Here is a 20,728-nt window from a genome sequence, read left to right on the forward strand (position 1 = left end):
GCGCCTCCCTCCCGCACGCCCCTCCCGCCCGTCCCCACCCCCGAACCCGGAGGACTCCCCATGCACCAGAACCAGAAGCTCGTCCAGGAGCGGATCCTCCGCGCGCTCGACGAGCGGATCACCCCCGCGGTCTACTCGTCGAAGACGCCCGTGACCCTGCGCGCGTGGATGGCGCCCGACGAGCCCGTGCCCGTCGCCGAGGCGATGCGGCAGGAGTACGCGCCGTTCGAGCTCGGCCAGCCGTGGGGCCGCGCGTGGTCCACGTGGTGGTTCGAGGTGTCGGGCGAGGTGCCCGCCGAGTGGGCCGGCCGCACGGTCGAGCTGCTCATCGACCCGGGCTTCATCGGCGACTGGCCGGGCAACCAGGCCGAGTGCCTCGTGCACACGATGGACGGCGTGCCGGTCAAGGGGATCCACCCGCGCAACACCTACGTGCGCCTCGCCGACGAGGCCGCGGGCGGCGAGCAGGTGCGCTTCCTCGTGGAGGCGGCGGGCAACCCGGACATCCTGGTGAACGAGTTCGTGCCCACCCCCTACGGCGACAAGGCGACCGCGCCCGCCGAGCCCATCTACCGCTTCCGCCAGGCCGAGCTCGCCGTGTTCGAGCCCGAGGTGTGGGCGCTGCGCTTCGACGTCGAGGTGCTGTACCAGCTGCTGATGGAGCTGCCCGAGACCGAGCCGCGCCGCCACGAGGTGCTCCGCGCGATCGAGCGCGCGCTCGACGTGCTGGCGATGGACGACATCGTCGGCACGGCCGCGGCCGCCCGCGCCGAGCTCGCCGAGGTGCTCTCCCGCAAGGCCGTGCCGAGCGCCCACACGCTGAGCGGCGTCGGCCACGCCCACATCGACAGCGCCTGGCTCTGGCCCATCCGCGAGACCAAGCGCAAGACCGCGCGCACCTTCTCCAACGTGCTGCGGCTCGCCGAGCAGTACCCCGACTTCCGCTTCGCGTGCTCGCAGGCGCAGCAGTACGTCTGGGTGAAGGAGAACTACCCGACGGTGTTCGAGGGCATCAAGCAGGCTATCGCCGACGGCACGTGGTACCCGGTCGGATCCATGTGGATCGAGCCCGACGGCAACCTGCCGGGCGGCGAGGCGATGATCCGCCAGCTCACCCACGGCATGCGCTTCTTCCAGGAGGAGCTCGGCGTCGAGACCCACGGCGTGTGGCTGCCCGACTCGTTCGGCTACACGGCGTCGTTCCCGCAGATCGCGAAGCTCGCCGGGCTCGACTGGTTCCTCACGCAGAAGCTGTCCTGGAACCAGACGAACACGTTCCCGCACCACACCTTCTTCTGGGAGGGCATCGACGGGTCGCGGATCTTCACGCACTTCCCGCCCATCGACACCTACAACTCCACGCTCGAGGCGGAGGAGACGCACCACGCCGTGCGGCAGTTCCGCGAGAAGGGCCGCGCGACCATGTCGCTCGCGCCCTTCGGCTACGGCGACGGCGGAGGCGGGCCCACGCGCGACATGATGGAGCGCCAGCGCCGCACGGCCGACCTCGAGGGGTCGCCGAAGGTGGTCGTCGAGCACCCGGACGACTTCTTCCGCAAGGCCGAGGCCGAGTACCCGGACGCGCCCGTCTGGGTCGGCGAGCTGTACCTCGAGCTGCACCGCGGCACGTTCACCTCGCACGCCCGCGAGAAGCGCGGCAACCGCCAGGCCGAGCACCGCCTCCGCGAGGCCGAGCTGTGGTGGACGATCGCGGCCGTCCGCACGGGCGCCGACTACCCGTACGCGGCGCTCGACCGGCTCTGGAAGCAGACGCTGCTGCAGCAGTTCCACGACATCCTCCCCGGCTCCTCCATCACGTGGGTGCACCGGGAGAACGAGGAGGACTACGCCCGCAGCCTCGCCGAGCTCGACGCGCTCGTGGCGGACGCGATCGCGCGGGTCACGGCGCAGGCGGTCGCGGACGGCGAGGGCGACGGATCCGGCGCCTTCGCGGTGAACTCGACCGGCCACGCGCGCACCGCGCTCGTGGAGGCGCCCGACGGATCCGCGCTCGCGCTCGTCGCCGTGCCCGGCAGCGGGATCGCGCCGCTGGTCGCGGTGGAGCCCGCGTCGCCCGTCGTCACGACGCGCGCCGACGGCGGCACCGTGCTCGACAACGGGCTGCTCCGCGTCACGATCGACGCGCGCGGCCTCATCACCTCGATCGTCGACCTCCGGCACGCCGACCGCGAGCTCGTGCCCGCGGGCCGCGTCGCGAACCTGCTGCAGCTGCACGAGGACATCCCCACCGCGTGGGACGCCTGGGACGTCGACGCCCACTACCGCGCGAGCCGCACCGACCTCGTCGAGGCCGCGTCGGTAGAGCTCGTCGAGGAGTCGCCGCTCCGCGCGACCGTCGAGGTGGTCCGGCAGTTCGGGCGCTCGCGCGTCGTGCAGCGGGTGTCGCTGCACGCCGACGACGCCCGGATCCACGCGACGGCCGACCTCGACTGGCTCGAGGACGAGAAGCTCCTCAAGGTGTCGTTCCCGCTCACGATCCACGCGCAGCACCACAGCGCCGAGATCCAGTTCGGGCACGTCCGCCGCCCCACGCACACGAACACGTCGTGGGACGAGGCGCGCTTCGAGGTCATGGCGCACCGCTTCGTGCACGTGGAGGAGCCCGGCTACGGCGTGGCCCTCACCAACGCGGGCAGCTACGGCCACGACATCACGCGCTCGGTCGGCGCGACGGGCGAGGTGGAGACGGAGATGCGGATCAGCCTGGTCCGGGCGGCGCGCTCCCCCGACCCGACCCAGGACATCGGCCACCACCTGTTCGAGTACGCGCTCGTGCCGGGCGTCGGCATCGAGGGCGCGGTGGACGCGGGGCTGGAGCAGAACCTGCCGGTGCGCGTCGTGCGGCCCGGCGAGGAGACCGGGGCGGTGGCCGCCGTCGCGCCCGCGGCCGCGGTCGGATCCGCCGCCACGCCGGACGCGGCCGTCCCGTCGTCGCTGCCCACCGCCTCCGGGCTCGTCACAATGCACGGCGGCACCGTGCGGATCGAGGCGCTGAAGCTCGCCGACGACGGCTCGGGCGACGTGATCGTGCGGCTCTACGAGTCCACGGGCGCACGCACCGCCACCCGCCTCGAGGCGCACCTCGACGCCCAGCGCCTCACCGAGGTCGACGTGCTGGAGCGCCCCCTCGGCGACGGCTTCCCGCGGGCGATCGCCTTCCAGCCGGAGGACGACGGACGCGGGGCGCGGCTCGTGCTGCGGGCGTTCCAGGTGGTCACGGTGCGGATCCACCGGACCTGACGCGAGTCGGCGCCCGCCCTCCCGGCCGCGGCCGCGGCTAGCGGACGGGAGGGCGGATCGCGTCCCCCGCGATCCACACCGCCGACGGCTGCCAGGCGGCGTCCCACCACACGAGGTCGGCGGACGCCCCCGCGGCGACGTGGCCGATGTCGGTGCGCCCGAGGGATCGGGCGGCGTTCTCGGTGCACGCGGCGAGCACGCGGGCCGGATCCAGTCCCGCGCCGATCATGCGCCGCACCCCCTCGTCGAGCACCACGCCCGCCCCGGCGATGGTGCCGTCGCGCCGGCGCCCGAGGCCCGAGGCGTCGTTGGCTACGGGCTTCCCGCCGAACTCGTGCCACTCCCCGGGCTCCCGCCCGGCGGTCACGATGGCATCGGTCACCCCGACCATGCGCCTGCCGGCAGCGCCCATGACGAGCGACACGACCCGGGGGTCGAGGTGCTGGCCGTCGATGATCGTCCCGACGAAGAAGCGCTCGTCGGTGAGGACCGCGCCCGGCACGCCCGGTTCCCGGTGCTTCAGGGGGCGCTGGGCGTTGAACACGTGCGTGGTCATCGTCGCGCCGGCGTCGCCGGCCGCGCGCACCTGGTCCGCGGTGGCGTCGCTGTGGCCGACGGAGACGACGCAGCCCTCCGCGACCAGCCGCCGCGTCGCCTCCTCCGCGCCCGGCAGCTCCGGGGCGAGCGTGACCGTCCGCAGCGCGGCGCGGGCCGCCGGATCCGCGAGCAGCGCATCGAGGTGGGCGGGGGTCGGGAGGAGCATGCACTCCACGCGATGCGCGCCCTTGCGCGCGGGCGAGATGAACGGGCCCTCGAGGTGGGCCCCCAGGATCCGGGCCACCGGCTCGCCGGCGAACTCGCCCTGGGCGCGCCCGACGCGGGCGAGGGCGCTCGCGATCTCGGGCAGCGGCGCGGTGATCACGGTCGGCTCGACCCCCGTGACGCCGCGCGAGGCGAGCCCGGCCAGGAGGGTGCGCCAGCCCGCGGTGTCCGCCGACGCGACGTCGACGCCGAACGAGCCGTTGACCTGGAGGTCCAGCAGGCCCGCGCTGAGCGTCCCGTCGACGAGGTCGTGGTCGACGACCTCGGTCCCCGTCGCCGCGTGGACGGCCGTGATCCGCCCCGCGGCCACGTCGACGACGACCGGCCCCGTGAACGCGCCGTCGACCAGCGCGCGGGCGGCGCGCAGCCGCATCAGAGGCCCTGCCCGGCCGGCTTGCCCGCGAAGGTCTCGCGGTAGTGCTCGACGAACTCGAGCTCGGCGGCGGCCTCCTCGTCGACGACCACCGTGGCGTGCGGGTGAAGCTGCAGCACCGACGCGGGCCAGCGCGCCGACAGCGCCCCCTCGACGGCCGCGCGCACCGCCTGCGCCTTGGCCCGGCCGAAGCCGAGCATGATCGCGTGCCGGCTGTCGAGGATCGTCGCCAGCCCCTGCGTGAGGCAGTGCGTGGGCACCCGATCGACGTCGTCGCCGAAGAAGCGCGCGTTGTCCCGCCGGGTGCGGGCCGTGAGGGTCTTGAGGCGCGTGCGGCTGCCGAGGCTCGACATCGGCATGTTGAAGGCCAGGTGCCCGTCCGTGCCGATGCCGAGGACCTGCAGGTCGATGCCGCCGGCCTCCCGGATGGCCCGCTCGTAGGCGGGACCCTCCTCCAGCGGGTCGGATCCGGCGTCGCCCGGGCCGCGGATCGCGCCGGGGGCGAAGTCGACGTGCCGCTCGAGCTCCTCCGCGATGAACGCGCGGTACCGCTCGGGGTGCCCGGCGGGCAGCCCCACGTACTCGTCGAGGAGGAAGGCCCGGGCCCGCGCGAAGCTCAGCCCCTCCTCCCGGTGGCGCCGGATGAGCTCCCGGTACAGCGGCAGGGGCGTCGAGCCGGTCGCCAGGCCGAGCACCGCATCCGGCCGGCGCTCGAGCAGCGCGCTGCAGGCGTCGGCGACGAGCGGGGCGGCGTCCTCCGCGGTCGGGACGACCACGACCTCCATCAGAGGGCCTCGCGCATCGCGTCCTTCAGGGACTCCGCGCGGGGGCCGAAGACCGCCTGGACGTTGTCCCCCACCTCCATCACGCCGGCCGCGCCGAGCTCCTTGAGGCGCGCGTGGTCGACGAGCGCCCGGTCCGCGACCTCGACGCGCAGGCGCGTGATGCACGCGTCGACGAGGACGAGGTTGTCGCGCCCGCCGAAGGCCGCGATCAGCCGCTCGGCGGTGGGGGCCGACGCGGCGACGGCGGGGCCGGCGGGGCCGGCGCCCGGCGGCGCAGGGGCGGCGGCCCCGGCGTCCGCATCCGAAGGCGCATCCGCATCCGCATCCGCGTGAGCGACCCCGTCGACCGGCGCCACCACCTCCTCCCGGCCCGGCGTGCGCAGGTTCCACCTCGCGATGACGAGGCGGAAGAGCAGGTAGTAGACGGCGAAGTACGCCACGCCCATGACCACGATCAGCCAGACGTTCTTGGCCGCGGGGGCGGTGCCGTAGAGCAGCAGGTCGAAGAGGCCCGTCGAGAACGAGAAGCCGAGGTGGATGTCGAGCAGGTTCGCGATCGCGAGCGAGAGCCCGGTGAGCAGGGCGTGCACGACGTACAGCGGGAAGGCCGCGAACATGAACGCGAACTCGAGGGGCTCGGTGATGCCGGTGAGGAACGCCGTGAGACCCGTCGCGCCGAGGACGCCGATGGCCGCCTTGCGCTGCGCGGGGTTCGACAGGTGGATCATCGCCAGCGCCGCGGCGGGGAGCCCGAACATGAGCACCGGGTAGAAGCCCGACGTGAGCGTGCCCGCCGTCGGGTCACCGGCGGCGAAGCGGGTCACCTCGCCCGTGACGACGCTCCCGTCGGCCTTCGCGTAGGAGCCCTGGAGGAACCAGACGTAGGAGTTGAGGATGTGGTGCAGGCCCACCGGGAGGAGCATCCGGTTCGCGAAGCCGTACACGAAGGCGCCGAGCGCGCCCGTGCCGCCGATGAACGCGCCGAGACCGGAGAGGCCCAGGTCGAAGACCGGGTAGGCGTAGCTCAGCCCGAAGCCGATGACGAGGCTCACGAGGGAGACGATGATCGGCACGAACCGGCGACCGCCGAAGAAGCCCAGGGCGGCGGGCAGCTGGATGGTGTGGTACCGGTCGAACAGCCAGGCGGTCACGAGGCCCACGACGATCCCGCCGAAGACGCTGTAGTTGATCAGCACCTGCTCGCCGGCGACCGTCTTCTGGCCGGCGAGCACCACCGGCGACATGACCTTGAACACGTTCGAGAGCACGAGGTAGCCGACGACCGCCGAGAGCGCGGTCGAGCCGTCGGCCTTCTTGGCGAATCCGATGGCGACACCCACGGCGAACAGGAGCGCCAGGTTGTCGAACAGCGCGCCCCCGGCGGCGCTCATGGCCTGGAAGAACGTGCCGACGACGGGCAGGTCGATGCTGCCGAGCAGGTCGGGCTGCCCGATCCGGAGCAGGATCCCGGCCGCGGGCAGCACGGCGATCGGGAGCATCAGGCTCGTGCCGAGGCGCTGCATCTGGGCGAAGCCCGGGACGGCGCGTCGGCGACGCGGCGTGGCGGTGGCGGTCATGGGTTCTCCTTCGCGGTGGGCACCGGTGGTGGGTGGAGCGGCGGATCCTCGGGTCGGGCGGTCGGTCGAGCGGGCGGGCGGGCGGGCCCGAGGACTCCCCGGGCGGGTCAGACGGAGAGCAGCGGGGAGCCGGGGAGCAGGCCGGCCCCCTCGTCCACGAGCACGCGGACGTCCTCCGGCGAGCGTTCGAGCACGATGACGGGGACGACGCTGGACAGGCCGGCGGCGAGGATCGCGGGGACGTCGTAGGCGATGACGGGAGCGCCCGCGGCGACGCGGTCCCCCTTGGCGGCGAAGGCCGTGAAGCCCGCGCCCGCGAGGCCGACGGTGTCGATGCCGAGATGGACGAGCACCGCGAGGCCGTCGTCGGCCGCGACCACGAAGGCGTGCGGGAAGACCTGCAGCAGCGTCCCGGCGATGGGCGCGACCACGTCGACGATCTCGGCGGGCGGCGCGATCGCCACCCCGGGCCCCATCGCCCCCGCGGCGAACAGCGCATCGGGCACGGACGGCAGGGGCAGGGCGACCCCCACGAGCGGGGACAGCACACGGACCACGGGGACTCCTCGATGGGACGGACGACTGGTATGCACCAGTGCCGAGCATCTAGAGTCGATGGGACGAAGATCGCCCACACGACGGGGAAGCGCGGCTGCAACTGGTACGTACCGGTGAAGCTACGTGCCGCCACCCCGTCGTGTCAACGCCGAGAGACGCGCACATGCCCCGACCCCGCGATGCCGCCGCCGCCCGGACCGCCGTCGTCGCCCCCGGCCCGGTCCCCAAGCACGCCCAGCTGCGCGCGATCCTCCTCGCCGACATCGGCGGCGCGTGGCCCGCGCACGCCGCCATCCCGTCGGAGCGGGAGCTCGCGACCACCCACGACGTGAGCCGCGCGACCGTGCGGCAGGCGCTGCGGCAGCTCATCGAGGAGCAGCGGCTCTACACGGTGCAGGGGAAGGGGACGTTCGTGGCCGGGGAGCGGATCCAGTCGCAGCTGCACCTCGCCTCCTTCACGGAGGACATGCGGCGGCGCGGGATGGTGGCGACCACGCTCGTGCGACGCGTCGGGATCAGCGCCCCGCCGCTCGAGGCGCGCGCCGCCCTGGGCCTCGACGAGCACGAGCGCGCATGGGCCGTCGAGCGGCTGCGGCTGGCCGACGGCACCCCCATGGCCCTCGAGCTCGGCTGGTACTCCGCACGCGTGGCGGCGGACCTCGGCGACCACGACCTCAGCGCCTCGCTCTACGGCGTGCTCGCGGAGCGGTACGGGGTGCACATCGACAGCGCGGAGCAGACGGTGTGGGCCGAGGCCGCGGATGCCGACACCGCCGAGGCGCTGCAGGTGACCGCCGGATCCTCGACCCTGGTGTTCCGCCGGAGCTCCCGCGCCGGGGGGACCCCCGTCGAGCACGTGACGTCGTGGTACCGCGGCGATCGCTACCAGGTGCACATGGCGCTCGCCGCCGACTGACCCACGCCCGTCGGGGGCGACGCAGGCGCGGTGGCTGCCGCCGCTAGTTGAGCGCCTTGCCGCCGGTGGTGAGCGGCTCGACCGAGCTGGGGGTCAGCGCGAGGGCGAGGCCCGAGAGGCCGAGGCCGAAGAAGAGGAAGTCGTCGACGATCGTGAACCCGGTGGGCGTGAGGCCGCCGAGCTCGTCGTCCACGATGCTGAGGACGCCCATGAGCGTGAACAGGCCGCCGAACGCGGTGAGCGTGCCGCGGATCGCGCCGGGGCCGATCTGCCGGGTGCCGGCGAGCAGCAGCACGACGGCGCTCGCGAGGTAGAGGACGTCGACGAAGAAGTCGACGTTGAGGATCCCGAGCAGGTGCGAGCCCTCGATGAACAGACCCACGAACCCGTGGCCGCCGAGCACGGCCGCGACCATCACCATCCACGCCTTGCCCATGATCCGGTTCCCCTCGGTGACGGACCCGCCGCTCGACGGGCACGGTCTCCACCGAACCGGGCGCGGAGGGGAGCGCCAAGGTCGCGCGGCGGGACTCCCAGGATCCGTTGAGGTCTCCGCCGACGGCGCCGCCGCCCCCGGATGCTGGGCATCCTCCGCCCGGTGACACACTGCTCGATCCCCGGCGTAGCGTCCGACGCACAGCACATCGGCCGGCCAGGAGCCGACCTCGACACGACTCGGAGATGCACATGTCAGAACGCAACACCGTCATCCGCAGCATGCACGACCTCGGCCTCGCGGCCTGGTTCGGCGGGTCCCTCATGGGCGCGGTCGGGCTCAACGGGGCGGCCGCCGCCGCGAAGCAGCCCCAAGAGCGCCTGCGCCTCTCGTCCATCGGCTGGGCGAAGTGGGCGCCCGTGCAGCTCGCCGCCCTCGGCGCGCACGCCGTCGGCGGGCTCGGCCTGATCTACGCGAACAAGGGCCGCCTCGCCGGCCAGAGCGAGGCCCGCTCCAACACCAACGTGAAGGCCGTGCTGACCATCGCCGCCGCCGGCACGACGCTCTACTCCGCGCTCGTCGGCGCGAAGATGGCCAAGCACCAGGACGAGGGCGCCGCCGGCACCACCGAGCCCGGCGCGGGCTCCTCGAAGGAGCTCGCGGCCGCCCAGAAGAAGCAGAAGGCGCTCCAGTGGATCATCCCCGCGATGACCTCGGTGCTCGTCGTGCTCGCCGCCCAGCAGGGCGAGCAGCAGCGGCCGGTCGCCGGCTGGATCGACCGCATCAAGCACTAGGCGCGACGCGTCACGACGGCGGGGCGCCTCCGGGCGCCCCGCCGTCGTGCTGCCGCCGCGTCCGGCGGACGCGCCTCAGCAGGTGCTGCGGTACTCGCTGATCTGGAGGCTCACCGCGGGCGCCGGGCAGATGAAGCGCTCGTAGCGGGTGTCCGCGTCGACGTGGCGCTTCAGCCACGCGATGCTCGCGCTCGCGATGGTGGTGTTGGAGATGTTCGGCGCGAAGTGGCTCGCGCCGCGCAGCTCCAGGTAGGCCTTCTCCGACGCCTGCGTGAGCGACTCGTAGAACGGCTCCGCGTGCCGGGCGACCGGCGCCACGCTGTCGTCCTCCGCGCCGATGACGAGCGTCGGCGCGACGACCTCCGGCCACGTCTTGTCGAGGTTGTAGGGCGTCATCGGGATGACCGCGCGGATGGCCGGCTCGTCCTTGGCGGCCTGCAGGGATCCGCCGCCGCCCATGGAGTGGCCCATGACCGCGCGCCGGGACCCGTCGACGCGACCGCGCACGGAGCTCTCGTCCACGACGTAGTCCAGCGCCGCACGGAGCTGGTCGCCGCGCGAGCTCGGCTGGTCGGAGGTGGTGATGGTGTCGATGGTGAAGACGACGAAGCCCTGCGACGCGAGGCGCGGGCCGAGCCAGGCGATGCTGGACTCGCGCGCCGTGTAGCCCGGCGCGATGGCGACGACCCCGAAGGTGCCCGCGCTGGTGCTCGTCGGGTAGTGGATCGTGCCGCCGCCGAAGCCGCGGGCCGTGAAGCGCGACACCGACGTCTCCGCCACCGCGAAGGAGCCCCGCGTGGCCTCGATGCTCGCGGAGCTGGGCTCGGGTCCCCGCTCGTACGGGTTGACCGCCGCCGCCTGGGCGGGAGCGGCGAGGCCCAGGGCGGCCCCCGCCGCCATCAGCATCGCCGCCGCGGTCAGGAGCGGGCCGCGGCGGCCCCTCTCGGTCGTGATCGTGGTCATGGTGTCCCCCCGGACGGTCGTGCGCCCGCCCATCCCGGGACACGCCCCGGGCCCCGCGGGCGCGTTCTGGCATGGACGCTACATTTGCCTTACCAGTTGGTCAAGCAATCGACGGGACGGGGGCGCGGGCGCGCCAGGAGGGGGGCGGATCCGCATGGGCGACGACCCCGTGGACGGCCGCCGGCTGCGCTACGCCCACCGCCGCGGCGAGCTGCTCCGGGCCGCCACCGAGCACGTCCTCGAGCACGGCCTGGACGACCTCACCCTCCGGAGCCTCGCGGACGGCGTCGGCGTGAGCCACGCGACGCTCGTCCACCACTTCGCGACGCGCGACGGGCTCATCGCCGAGATCGTCGCGCGCGTGCTCGCGGAGACGTTCTCCTCGCCCGACCTCGTCGCGGGGGCAGACGACCCGCTGCGCGCGCTGTGGACGCGGGCCACGGACCCGGAGGGCCGGCGGCACGTGCGGCTCTTCGTCGCGATCACCGGCCGCAGCATGCACGGCGACCCGCCCTTCGCCGACGCCGTGGCGCGCTCCCTCCGCGACCGCACCGCCCTCATCGCGGGAGCGCTCGAGGCCGCCGGGCGTCCCGCGGCGGAGGCGTCGGCCGCGGCCACCGTCATCCTCGGCGTGATGCGCGGCCTCATGGTCGACCTGCTGCTCACGGGCGATCGCGAGCGGGTCGACGCGGCCTTCGCCGCCTTCGTCGCGGGCCAGGCGCGCGTCGCGGGCTGATCCGCACCGCCACCCCCCGATGCGGGGCCCGGGCTCGGATCCCGGTAGCGCGGCGCCGGAAAGCCAGTGCCCCCGCCCCCGGGAGGCGTTGTGCGCGACGCGCCGCGAGGGGATCGTGAGCCATGCGGATGCTCGTGGACGAGCCATGCCCACCGCCGAACCTCCGGGAGCGTCACATGTTCGATGAGAAGCCCATCACCCCGCCCATCGGCGAGCGCGCGCAGGCCGCCGCGGGCGCCGCCACGCCGGGGGGTGTCGCCGGCGGCATGCGCACCAGCGGCACGGACTAGCCCGCACCGGGGTCGAGGCGCCAGCGGGCACCCCGACCCCGGCCGCCTCCCGCGCACCGACCGGATCCCCGGCGGCGCGTGACGAACACCCCGCCCCACACGTCCACTCCATGACACGCGACCGCATCCCGGTCGCGCAGGACGGAGGAACCATGAGCACCGCATCCGCGCCCGACGCGCGATCCCGAGCGGCGTCCCCCCTGCACGCGCTGGCCCCGCTCGGCGCCCGCACCGACGACGCCCCGGCCCCGCGACCCCGCGGCAGGCACGGCGACGCCACCGTGGACTCCATCGCCCCCGAGGCCGCATCCACGCTCGCCCGCGCCGCCGATCCCGCGCGCTGGGCCGCCGAGACCGCCGCCCCCGCGCTCCGCCGCGGCAGCATGTCCGGAACCGACATCGACGAGGCCGTCGACCGGTACGCCGCCCTGTTCCCGGGCACCGAGTTCCACGCGGAGGAGGGCAGGGGCGACTTCGCGTACCGCTACTCCTTCGTGGGCGACGAGAACGTCACGCTGCGCTCGTCGAGCTTCCCCGCCCCGCACTGGGGCCGCGTGCCCGCCCTGCCCGACTACGTCGTCGCCTGGTGGCGCGAGGGATCCGGCGCGGTCGACGTGGGCTCGCACGAGGTGCGCTCGAGCGGATCCCGCCCCTTCCTCCTCCCCTCCGGCCGGTCGTTCGGCTTCCGCTGCGAGCCGAGCGTGCAGAACCTCGTGCACATCGACGGCGGCTTCCTGGAGGAGACCGCGGCCGAGGTGCACGACGGCCGCCCGCGTCCCCTCGTCTTCGACCACGCCCGGCCGCCGGGCATCGAGCAGGCGTCACTCTGGCGCCGCGCCGTCGGCGAGGCGAGCCCGGTGCTGCAGGACATCGCGTCGAGCCCGCTGCTGCGGATGCAGGCCGGCCTCCTCGTGGCGCGCGCCACGCTCCAGCTCTTCCCGTGGCACGACGTGCCGTTCAGCGCCGAGATGCGGGGCCCGCGGATGAGCTCCGTGCGCACCGCGATCGAGTACCTGCACCACCACGCCGACCGGCCCATCACGCCGGCGGACGCGGCGCGGGCCGCCGGGATCAGCACGCGCGTGCTCCAGCTCGCCGTGCGCCGGTACGAGGACACGACGCCGAGCGCGCTGCTCCGCGGGATCCGCCTGGACCGCGTGCGCGCCGAGCTCCGCGACGCGTCGCCCGCCACGACCACCGTCCGGGCCGTCGCCGAGCAGTGGGGCTTCGGCCACCTCGGCCGCTTCGCCGCGTCCTACGCGGACCGGTTCGGCGAGCTGCCGAGCGCCACGCTCCGCGCCTGACGCCACCCGGCGGACCGCGGCGGACCGGTGCCGGAGCTGTCCGCTCCGGCCCCGCGCCGTGTCCGGGAGGCGAAGCGGCACGCGCATTCCCTGGGAGTCACCTGAGCCGCGTGCCGAACCACCCCGCCGATGCGTCTGAATGACGAGGCGGGCCACGGAGGCGACTCCGGTCCGCACCACGCAGCAGCACCACCGCGCACGGTCCACCACCACGAGAGAGAGACACCATGTCGAGCATCACCCCCACGTCCGCGTCCACCGGCGTCACCGGCACCGGCAGCACCGGAGGCAAGAACACCATCGCCGACGGCGTCATCGAGAAGGTCGCCGGCATCGCCGCGCGCCAGGTCGCCGGAGTCCACGACCTCGGCAACGGCGCCGCACGCGCCGTCGGCGCGATCCGCAACGTCATCGGCCAGCAGGACCGCGGCCAGGGCATCTCCGTCGAGGTCGGCGAGACGCAGGTCGCCGTCGACGTCACGCTCATCGCCGAGTACCCGGTCGACCTGCAGCAGGTCGCGGACGACGTGCGCAACGCGATCAGCGACGCGATCGACCAGGTCGTCGGCATGGAGGTCACCGAGGTCAACGTCACGATCACCGACGTGAACCTCCCGTCCGACAAGCCGTCGAACGACGACGCGGCCGAGAAGCGCGTCCAGTGACCCCCACGACCACGGGCCTCCTCGTCGGGGCGGTCCTCGCGCTCTCCGGCCTCGCCTTCGGGTTCGGCGGCTTCCTCCTCGTCCTGATCTTCATGGCCGTCGGCTTCGGCGTCGGCCGCGTGCTCGAGGGCAAGCTGGACGTCCGCGGGCTCGCCGACGCCCTCCGCGGGCGCCGGTCGTCGTGACCTCCGCGCTGGCGGAGCCCGGGTCGCCCGGCACCGCCTCCCGGGCGACGCGGGGCCGCACCACCGTCACGCCGCGCGCCGTGCGCCGCGTGGTCTCCGCCGTCACCGCGGACGCCCTCGAGGTGCCCGCCGACGACGTCTCCGTCACCCTGACGGACGTCGGCGGCACGCTCACCGTGGAGGCGCGCACGCCCATCCGCGTCCCCGCGCTCTCCGACCGGCAGGTCGCCGAGGGGTCGCTGGTGGAGCGCCTGACCCGGGCGCAGATCCAGGTGCGCGAGCGGGTCCTCGGCCTCACGGGATCCACCGTGGGACGCGTCGACCTCCGCATCACGGGCGCCCGCATCCAGGCACGCAGGAGGGTCTCATGAGCGCCGACAGCACCTACCGCCGCCTCGTGCGGCGGGAGACGCACTCGTCCCGGGCCGGCATCGCCATCACGATCGCCGTCCTCCTGATCCTGGTGCTCGCCTGGCTCGGCACCGAGTCGGTCCTCGCGGCCGTCGGCGCCGCGCCGCTGCTCCTCGCGCCGGCCGACCTCGCGTCGTCCGCCCTCCAGGCGGCGTCGGCCCCGGCCGGCGCGCTGGTCGCGGTGGGCGTCGCGATCGCGATCCTGGGGCTCGTCCTCGTGATCGTGGGGCTGAAGCCCGGCAGCCGCGGCCGCCGCGGCGGGAGCATCGGCCGCACCGCGGCCGTCGTGGACGACCGCGTCATCGCGCGCTCGATCGCCCTCACGGCCAGCCACGCGGGCGACGTGTCGCCCGACCAGGTCGACGTCAGCGTCTCCAAGCGCCAGGCCCTCGTCCGGCTGACCCCCTCCACGGGATACACGCCGGACCGGGCCGCCATCGAGCAGGCGGTCCGCGCCGAGCTCGACGGGTACGACTACACGCCGGCGCTCACCGCCAAGGTGACGCTCGCGACGAACGGGAAGGTGGGCTCATGACCAGCACGAACCGGGCGCTGAACCGCCTCCTCGTCATCGTGGTCGGGCTCGTCCTCCTCGCCGTCGGCGTGGCCCTGGGCGCGGGCAGCCTGCTGCCCGACGTGCAGTCCACGGTCTCCGGCGCGGCGTCCGACGCCGAGCAGCCGGTCGCCGACGCGCTCTCCGGCGACCAGCCGTGGATCCTCTGGGTCGTCGCCCTGGCGGCCCTCGTGCTCATCGTGGTCCTCGCGTGGTTCGCGCTCCGCCAGGGGCACGGCCGCACCGGCACCCTCGTGCGCATCGAGGGCGGACGCGACGGGTCGACGCCCACGGGCGGCGCCCTCGTGATCGACGCGCGGTTCGCGCAGCAGCTGCTCGAGGACGCCCTGCACGACGACCCCGGGATCGTCTCCGTCGACGTGACCGCGTTCGAGGTGGCGGACGCCGCCGCGCTGCGCGTGACCGCGGTCGCCCGACGCGGCATCTCGCCCGTCGCGGTGCGCCGCACGGTCGACGAGGCCGTGACCCGGCTCGACGCGGTGCTCGGCACCGAGGTCCCCGTCGTCATCCAGATCACCGGCGGCCTCCGCTCGAGCATGTCGAGCGAGACGCGCCTGGCCTGACCACCCGTCCGCCCCGGCACGGACCCCATCGGTCCGCGCCGGGGCGGGCCTCTGCCCGCACCATCCGCTCCACGAGAGAAGAGACGCACCATGACCGACGACGACAGCTCCTCCCGCAGCGGCTGGTTCGGCGGGTCCTTCGCGCAGAAGGCCGTCGATCCCCTGCTCCGCGCGGTGCGCGCGGAGATCGACTCCGCCAAGCGCGAGATCGGCGAGCGCGCCCGCTCCGCCCGAGCCGGCGCGATCCTGCTCGGCATCGGCGTGGCGCTCGCGCTCGTGTCGCTCGGGCTCCTGGCCACGGTGGTCGTGGCGCTACTGCTGCTCGCGCTGCCCCTGTGGGCCTCCGCGCTCATCACGCTGGCGCTGTTCGCGATCGCGACGGCGGTCGTCGTGAAGGCGGGGCTCGCCCGGCTCTCGCGCGGGGTGCCGCCCCTGCCGTCGGACACGCTGCACCACGCGCGCGACCGGATCCGACCGGGCGACCGCGACGGGTCCGCGGACGCGGGCCCGACCGGATCCGCCGCCTCCGCCGGCTCCGCTGGCTGATGCCCGCACGGCCCGCACGATCCATCGCACGGCTCCCCTGTGGACGCCGGGCGTCGGCGTGGAGGCCGCTCCCCTATCTTGACGGTTCACGCCCGCTCGGCCCGGCGGCACCACGCGTCGCCATCAGGCCAACGGACAACCGCAGACCGCCGTCCCCGGACGACCGAGCCGCCCTGCGGACCGGTCCGCCCGGCGGACCGGCATGGGAGGCACACCGATGAACCTGTCCCGACGCTCCGTCCTGGGCGGCGCCCTCGCCGCCGTCCCCGTGGCCCTGATCGCCGCAGGCCCCGCGCACGCCGACGAGGCCACGCCCGCCGCACCCCCCACCACCGACGCCCCGCTCGCGTCCACCGGGCGCCCCGTCGTCCGCGACATCCAGCAGAAGCTGGCCACGCGCTACGGCACGCGCGCCGGCTTCCCCGCCGTCACCACCGACGGCGTGTGGACCGCCGACGCGCACAAGGCCCTCATCCACGCGCTGCAGCTCGAGATCGGCATCGCCGAGGAGACCGCGAACGGCGCCTTCGGCCCGCTCACGCGCGCCACGCTGCGGAAGCAGCCGACCCTCACCGTCGGATCCGTCGACACCACCGGGTACCTGGTCCACCTGCTCCAGGCGTCGCTCGTGGTCATGAGCACGTGGGACGGGCCCGTCGATGGCACCTTCTCCGCCCAGCAGGCCAAGCGGCTCTCCCAGTTCCAGCGCACCGTCGCCCTCCCCGAGACGGGCATCGGAGACTTCCGCACCTTCGCGGCGCTCCTCGCCAGCAACGGCGACAGCACGCGTCCGGGCCAGGCCGTCGACGGCATCACCGTCATCAATGCCGCCCGCGCGAAGACGCTCCGCGACGCCGGCTACACGGTCGTCGGGCGCTACCTCACGAACTCCGACCGTCCGGACGCGCTCGAGAAGAAGATCCAGGACGGCGAGCTGCAGGCCATCTTCGCCGGCGGCCTCAAGGTGTTCCCGATCTTCCAGGAGGGCGGCACCGACAACACGTACTTCTCGTACGACCTCGGCGTGCGCGCCGCCGGCCGCGCCGTCGAGGCCGCCGACCGCCTCGGGTTCCTGCCCGGCACGGTCATCTACTACGCCATCGACTTCGACGCCACGCCCGCCGAGGTCGAGACGTACCTCCAGCCGTACTTCCGCGGCATCCACGCCGAGCTGAAGCGCCGCGCCAGCGCGTACCGGGTGGGTGTGTACGCCGGCCGCCGCATCTGCGCGAACCTCGCGGCCGCGCACCTCACCGAGCTCAGCTACGTGGCCGACATGTCCACGGGCTGGGGCGCCAACCTCGGTGCGAAGATCCCGGAGAACTGGGCCTTCGACCAGATCCTCGAGCACAACGTGGGCGAGGGCGACCAGGCGTTCGACGTCGACACGAACGTGGTCTCGGGCCGCGACCCGGGCCAGAGCAAGGTGGCGCCCCGCCCCTGATCCACGGCGCGCCGCCGACTGCGCAACGGCGACCCTCGGGGCCGCCCGGACGATTCCCCTTCATTGGGGACGACCGGGCGGCCCCGTTCCTGTGGGATGGGGGCATGACCCCGTCACCGCTCCGTCCGTCCCGTCGATCGCGCCCGTCCCGTCCCGCCCGGACGGCGCTCGCGCTCGCGCTGGCCGCCGTCACCGCGCTCGCGACCGGCTGCTCCGTCGCCCCCGCGGATCCCGCCCCCGCCTCGCCCGCCGCCGCCGAGCCCGTGGTGCTCCCGGGATCGCCCGTCGGCCAGCAGGCGCAGTGGCTGCTCGACACGGTGAACGCCGAGGACCCCGTCCCCGTGCAGGAGACGGGCGAGCGCCTGGCGCAGGTGATGCTCGACGCGGCGACCGCGGAGGAGCTCGCCGCCGTGCTCGAGCAGGTGCGCACAGGCCGGCCCTGGACCCCGACCGCGCACGAGGAGCAGGGCGCGCAGTCCGTCACCACCATCGCGAGCGAGGCGGGCGGGACCTTCGACATGCAGGTCGTCGTCGACGACGCCGGCCTCATCACGGGCCTCTTCTTCGGCGAGCCCGAGGGCGACCGGACGCCCGCGACCAGCTGGGCCGAGCTCGAGGAGCAGGCCGCGGCGCTCGGCGGCGACGTGTCGCTCACCGTCACGCGCGTGGCGGACGGCGCCCTCGGCGAGCGGATCCTCGAGGTGCTGCCCGACGGCGTGGCCGCGACCGAGGCGCGGCCGATCGGATCCATCGTGAAGCTCTACGTGCTCGGCGCGCTCGTGCAGGCGGTCGAGGAGGGCCGCATCGGCTGGGACGACCCGCTCACCGTCACCGACGACGTGCGCAGCCTCCCCTCCGGCGAGCTGCAGGACGCGCCGACCGGCACGGTCCTCAGCGTGCGCGAGGCCGCCGGGAAGATGATCTCGATCAGCGACAACACCGCGACCGACATGGTCGTCGAGGCGGTGGGGCGGGAGCGCGTGGAGGCGGCGCTCGCGGACCTCGGCCACTCGGATCCGCCGCGCAACGTGCCGCTCATGACCACGCGCGACCTCTTCCGCATCGGCTGGCAGGACGGCGGCGCCCTCCGCGCGCGCTGGGCCGACGGCGACGCCGCCGAGCGGCGCGCGCTCCTCGACGGGCTGCCGGGCGGCGTGCTCGACGTGCCCGTGTCGGCGGTCACGGACGTGGTGTGGACCTCGGGCGCCGATTGGTTCGCGACGCCCGACGACATCGCCCGCGCGCACGTGCGCCTCGACGAGCTGTCCCGGACGCCGGCCGGGGAGCCCGTGCGCGGGATCCTCGCGGCGAACCCTGCCCTCCCCGAGCCGGAGCGGTTCGACCACGTGGCCTTCAAGGGCGGCAGCTCCGTGGGCACGCTCGCGCTCGCGTACCTCGTGGAGGACGGCGACCAGGCGTGGACCATCGTCGTGCAGGCCGCGGCGCGCGAGGCGTCGGGGCTGGAGCGGCAGTCCGCGTACGCGGGGCTCGCGGCCGACGCCGCGACCCTGCTGGCGGATCCCCCGCGTGGTTGACTCCTCGTGCGACGGGGGTCGCGCGAGGGGAGCACGATGACGACGTCGGATGCGCACGCGGAGGACGGGACGGTCGCCGCCGAGGTCCCGGAGGCGCGACTCGAGCCGGGGCCGGGACGGCCGATCCGGCGGGCGATCCGCGCGGCCGGAGCGACCCGTGCGTGAGCCCGCCGCCCGCGCCCGCCTCGCGCGCATCCGCCTCGCCCGCGCCCGCCTCGCGCGCATCCGCCTCGCCCTGGTCGCCGGGCTGCTGACCGCGCTCGCGATCCCCCTCGGGATCGCCGCCCCTGCGCACGCGGAGGCCGACGACTTCTCCTTTCGCTCATTCGACGCCGTCTACCGGCTGTCGACCGACGCCGACGGCCGCTCCGTGCTCCGCAGCACCGAGACGCTGGTCGCCGAGTTCCCCGACCGGGACCAGAACCGCGGGATCCGCCGCGCGCTCGCGCAGGAGCACGACGGCCACCCCACCGGGCTCCGTGTGCTCTCCGTGACGGACGCGTCCGGCGCCCCGCGCGCGTTCGAGACCGACTCGGACGATGGCGCGACCGTGCTCACCATCGCCGACGACGCCTTCGTGCGCGGCGAGCAGACATACGTCATCGACTACGAGCAGCACGACGTCACGCGCTCCTTCGCCGACACGGACGCCGACGAGTTCTACTGGGACACCAACGGACTCGACTGGGCGCAGCCGTTCGGGAGGGTGACGGCGACCGTCGAGATCGCGCCGGAGCTCCTCGACCGGCTCACCGGCGGCGCGGACGCGGCGGCCGGTCCCGAGGGCGCCGACGGACCCGCCGACATCGTCCGCACCGAGACGGGCTTCACGGCCACGGCGGAGGACCTCGGGCCGCGCGAGAACCTCAGCCTCTCCATCGGGTTCGAGCGCGGCACCTTCACGCCGCGCGACTCCTCCTTCCTCGCGGCGCCGTGGCCGGCGCTGTCGCTCGCGGGCGCGCTCGTCGCCGTCGCGGCCGCGGTCGGTGCGCTCGTCCTGCGCCGCCGCCGGCTCGCCGACGCGCCCGGGCGCGGGACGATCATCGCCCAGTACGACCCGCCGGAGGGCGTCGGGCTCCTCGTCTCCGCCGTGGTCTCGGGCTCGGCGGCGCGCGCGACCACCGCGCTCCTGCTCGACCTCGCGGTGCGCGGCGCCGTGCGGATCCTGGAGCGCGACGGCACGGGGAAGCCGTCGTTCGCGCTCGAGCTGGTGGATCCGGCGCGCGTCACGGACCCGGACGAGCGCGCCTTCGTCGCCGCGGTCTTCGGCGACGGCGCCGCAGCCGGCACGGTCAAGGACCTGAAGCGGACCGACACGAAGGCGGCCACGCGGATCCAGAAGGTGATGGCCGCGGTGCGGAAGCGTACGGTCGCCGATGGGCTGCGCAGGCCGCTGCCCGTGGGCGCGATCGCGCTGCTGATCGTCGCCGCGTCGATCGGCATGGCCGCCGCCATCGCGTTCGCCGTGCTGGCGCTCGTGGGAGCGTACGGCGGGCCGGTCGTGATCGCCTTCCTCGTGGCGGCCGTGCTCGCGCTCGGGATGACGATCGTCGCGCTCGTGACGCACCCGCTCACCGAGCGCGGGGTGGAGCTGCGTGACCACCTGCGGGGGCTGAAGGAGTTCATCCGCCTGGCCGAGGCCGACCGGATCCAGATGCTGCAGTCGCCCGAGGGCGCCCTGCGCGCCGACCTCCCGCATGACCACGTCGACGTGCTGCGCCTCACCGAGGAGCTGCTGCCGTACGCGGCCCTGTTCGGCCAGGAGAGGGAGTGGGGCGACGAGCTCGGGCGCCGCTACGAGCACGAGCGCCGCGAGCCCGGCTGGTACTCCGGGAGCACGCCGTTCGCGCCCGCCGTGTTCGCGTCGAGCCTCGGGTCGGTGTCGTCCAGCATGGGCAGCGCGTACTCGGGGTCGAGCACGAGCGGCGGATCCACGGGAGGGACCACCTCCGGCGGCGGCGGTGGAGGAGGCGGGGGCGGCGGGGTCTGA

Annotated in this window: 20 protein-coding genes; 14 read left to right on the forward strand and 6 right to left on the reverse strand. The window is 74.5% G+C overall.

The window, feature by feature from the left end; genetic code table 11:
* Positions 1–60 precede the first annotated feature (60 nt).
* A complete protein-coding gene (locus PED38_RS07745; RefSeq protein ID WP_270980682.1) occupies positions 61–3,261 on the forward strand; it encodes an alpha-mannosidase in 3,201 nt (1,066 codons plus the stop codon).
* A gap of 37 nt (positions 3,262–3,298) precedes the next feature.
* Here PED38_RS07745 and PED38_RS07750 read toward each other — a convergent pair whose 3' ends face one another.
* The 4 genes from PED38_RS07750 to PED38_RS07765 form a co-directional block, all read right to left on the reverse strand.
* Positions 3,299–4,456 (reverse strand): N-acetylglucosamine-6-phosphate deacetylase, encoded by a 1,158-nt coding sequence (locus PED38_RS07750; RefSeq protein ID WP_270980684.1) that lies wholly within the window; start codon positions 4,454–4,456, stop codon positions 3,299–3,301.
* Entirely contained in the window at positions 4,456–5,241 is a 786-nt protein-coding gene (gene nagB, locus PED38_RS07755; protein ID WP_063070471.1) for a glucosamine-6-phosphate deaminase, read from the reverse strand. Before nagB ends, PED38_RS07750 begins: the two co-directional genes overlap by 1 nt.
* On the reverse strand, positions 5,241–6,818 hold the full coding sequence (locus PED38_RS07760; RefSeq protein WP_270980686.1) for a PTS transporter subunit EIIC: 1,578 nt from the start codon (positions 6,816–6,818) through the stop codon (positions 5,241–5,243). The genes nagB and PED38_RS07760 overlap by 1 nt, the downstream gene beginning before the upstream one ends.
* 107 nt (positions 6,819–6,925) lie before the next feature.
* The gene (locus tag PED38_RS07765) at positions 6,926–7,375 is read right to left on the reverse strand and encodes a PTS sugar transporter subunit IIA (RefSeq protein ID WP_270980687.1); all 450 of its coding nucleotides are present in this window, start codon (positions 7,373–7,375) and stop codon (positions 6,926–6,928) included.
* Positions 7,376–7,539: 164 nt separating this feature from the next.
* Between PED38_RS07765 and PED38_RS07770 the strand changes: the two genes are divergently transcribed.
* Positions 7,540–8,292: a GntR family transcriptional regulator gene (locus tag PED38_RS07770; protein ID WP_063070474.1), complete on the forward strand. Its 753-nt coding sequence runs from the start codon at positions 7,540–7,542 to the stop codon at positions 8,290–8,292.
* Positions 8,293–8,335: 43 nt separating this feature from the next.
* On the opposite strand, the gene PED38_RS07775 is transcribed toward PED38_RS07770, so the two are convergent.
* Positions 8,336–8,728, reverse strand: coding sequence for a hypothetical protein (locus PED38_RS07775; RefSeq protein ID WP_063070475.1), 393 nt, complete (start codon positions 8,726–8,728; stop codon positions 8,336–8,338).
* Positions 8,729–8,979: 251 nt separating this feature from the next.
* On the opposite strand from PED38_RS07775, the gene PED38_RS07780 reads away from it, so the two are divergent.
* Positions 8,980–9,522: a hypothetical protein gene (locus PED38_RS07780; RefSeq protein WP_270980689.1), complete on the forward strand. Its 543-nt coding sequence runs from the start codon at positions 8,980–8,982 to the stop codon at positions 9,520–9,522.
* Positions 9,523–9,597: 75 nt separating this feature from the next.
* On the opposite strand, the gene PED38_RS07785 is transcribed toward PED38_RS07780, so the two are convergent.
* Positions 9,598–10,485, reverse strand: coding sequence for a poly(ethylene terephthalate) hydrolase family protein (locus PED38_RS07785; RefSeq protein ID WP_063070476.1), 888 nt, complete (start codon positions 10,483–10,485; stop codon positions 9,598–9,600).
* Positions 10,486–10,639: 154 nt separating this feature from the next.
* Between PED38_RS07785 and PED38_RS07790 the strand changes: the two genes are divergently transcribed.
* From PED38_RS07790 to PED38_RS07840, 11 genes are all read left to right on the forward strand, one after another.
* Entirely contained in the window at positions 10,640–11,221 is a 582-nt protein-coding gene (locus PED38_RS07790; RefSeq protein ID WP_270980691.1) for a TetR/AcrR family transcriptional regulator, read from the forward strand.
* Between the two features lie 442 nt (positions 11,222–11,663).
* Positions 11,664–12,815, forward strand: coding sequence for an AraC family transcriptional regulator (locus tag PED38_RS07795; RefSeq protein ID WP_270980692.1), 1,152 nt, complete (start codon positions 11,664–11,666; stop codon positions 12,813–12,815).
* A 227-nt stretch (positions 12,816–13,042) separates the two neighbouring features.
* A complete protein-coding gene (locus tag PED38_RS07800) occupies positions 13,043–13,480 on the forward strand; it encodes an Asp23/Gls24 family envelope stress response protein (RefSeq protein WP_063070478.1) in 438 nt (145 codons plus the stop codon).
* Entirely contained in the window at positions 13,477–13,665 is a 189-nt protein-coding gene (locus PED38_RS07805; RefSeq protein WP_063070479.1) for a DUF2273 domain-containing protein, read from the forward strand. The genes PED38_RS07800 and PED38_RS07805 overlap by 4 nt, the downstream gene beginning before the upstream one ends.
* The gene (locus PED38_RS07810; protein ID WP_063070480.1) at positions 13,662–14,036 is read left to right on the forward strand and encodes a hypothetical protein; all 375 of its coding nucleotides are present in this window, start codon (positions 13,662–13,664) and stop codon (positions 14,034–14,036) included. Before PED38_RS07805 ends, PED38_RS07810 begins: the two co-directional genes overlap by 4 nt.
* Positions 14,033–14,611 carry a hypothetical protein gene (locus PED38_RS07815; RefSeq protein ID WP_063070481.1) on the forward strand — a complete coding sequence of 193 codons (579 nt, stop codon included), beginning with the start codon at positions 14,033–14,035 and terminating at the stop codon, positions 14,609–14,611. The genes PED38_RS07810 and PED38_RS07815 overlap by 4 nt, the downstream gene beginning before the upstream one ends.
* Complete coding sequence (locus PED38_RS07820) at positions 14,608–15,213, forward strand: hypothetical protein (RefSeq protein ID WP_063070482.1); 606 nt, start codon at positions 14,608–14,610, stop codon at positions 15,211–15,213. Before PED38_RS07815 ends, PED38_RS07820 begins: the two co-directional genes overlap by 4 nt.
* Positions 15,214–15,303: 90 nt before the next feature.
* A complete protein-coding gene (locus PED38_RS07825) occupies positions 15,304–15,759 on the forward strand; it encodes a phage holin family protein (RefSeq protein WP_270980697.1) in 456 nt (151 codons plus the stop codon).
* 217 nt (positions 15,760–15,976) lie between these two features.
* Positions 15,977–17,203, forward strand: a complete 1,227-nt coding sequence (locus PED38_RS07830; RefSeq protein ID WP_270980699.1) for a glycoside hydrolase domain-containing protein — start codon at positions 15,977–15,979, stop codon at positions 17,201–17,203.
* 104 nt (positions 17,204–17,307) lie between these two features.
* Positions 17,308–18,738, forward strand: coding sequence for a serine hydrolase (locus tag PED38_RS07835; protein WP_270980701.1), 1,431 nt, complete (start codon positions 17,308–17,310; stop codon positions 18,736–18,738).
* 157 nt (positions 18,739–18,895) lie between these two features.
* Entirely contained in the window at positions 18,896–20,728 is a 1,833-nt protein-coding gene (locus PED38_RS07840) for a DUF2207 domain-containing protein (protein WP_270980702.1), read from the forward strand.

The sequence above is a fragment of the Clavibacter sp. CT19 genome (assembly GCF_027858075.1).
Lineage (GTDB): Bacteria > Actinomycetota > Actinomycetes > Actinomycetales > Microbacteriaceae > Clavibacter > Clavibacter tessellarius_A.

Coding starts and splice junctions, on each gene's coding strand:
- PED38_RS07760 (WP_270980686.1), bottom strand. CDS start 6,818: ATGACCGCCACCGCCACGCCGCGTCGCCGACGCGCCGTCCCGGGCTTC.
- PED38_RS07780 (WP_270980689.1), top strand. CDS start 8,980: ATGTCAGAACGCAACACCGTCATCCGCAGCATGCACGACCTCGGCCTC.
- PED38_RS07795 (WP_270980692.1), top strand. CDS start 11,664: ATGAGCACCGCATCCGCGCCCGACGCGCGATCCCGAGCGGCGTCCCCC.
- PED38_RS07830 (WP_270980699.1), top strand. CDS start 15,977: ATGAACCTGTCCCGACGCTCCGTCCTGGGCGGCGCCCTCGCCGCCGTC.
- PED38_RS07745 (WP_270980682.1), top strand. CDS start 61: ATGCACCAGAACCAGAAGCTCGTCCAGGAGCGGATCCTCCGCGCGCTC.
- PED38_RS07815 (WP_063070481.1), top strand. CDS start 14,033: ATGAGCGCCGACAGCACCTACCGCCGCCTCGTGCGGCGGGAGACGCAC.
- PED38_RS07790 (WP_270980691.1), top strand. CDS start 10,640: ATGGGCGACGACCCCGTGGACGGCCGCCGGCTGCGCTACGCCCACCGC.
- PED38_RS07770 (WP_063070474.1), top strand. CDS start 7,540: ATGCCCCGACCCCGCGATGCCGCCGCCGCCCGGACCGCCGTCGTCGCC.
- PED38_RS07775 (WP_063070475.1), bottom strand. CDS start 8,728: ATGGGCAAGGCGTGGATGGTGATGGTCGCGGCCGTGCTCGGCGGCCAC.
- nagB (WP_063070471.1), bottom strand. CDS start 5,241: ATGGAGGTCGTGGTCGTCCCGACCGCGGAGGACGCCGCCCCGCTCGTC.
- PED38_RS07835 (WP_270980701.1), top strand. CDS start 17,308: ATGACCCCGTCACCGCTCCGTCCGTCCCGTCGATCGCGCCCGTCCCGT.
- PED38_RS07825 (WP_270980697.1), top strand. CDS start 15,304: ATGACCGACGACGACAGCTCCTCCCGCAGCGGCTGGTTCGGCGGGTCC.
- PED38_RS07800 (WP_063070478.1), top strand. CDS start 13,043: ATGTCGAGCATCACCCCCACGTCCGCGTCCACCGGCGTCACCGGCACC.
- PED38_RS07785 (WP_063070476.1), bottom strand. CDS start 10,485: ATGACCACGATCACGACCGAGAGGGGCCGCCGCGGCCCGCTCCTGACC.
- PED38_RS07820 (WP_063070482.1), top strand. CDS start 14,608: ATGACCAGCACGAACCGGGCGCTGAACCGCCTCCTCGTCATCGTGGTC.
- PED38_RS07750 (WP_270980684.1), bottom strand. CDS start 4,456: ATGCGGCTGCGCGCCGCCCGCGCGCTGGTCGACGGCGCGTTCACGGGG.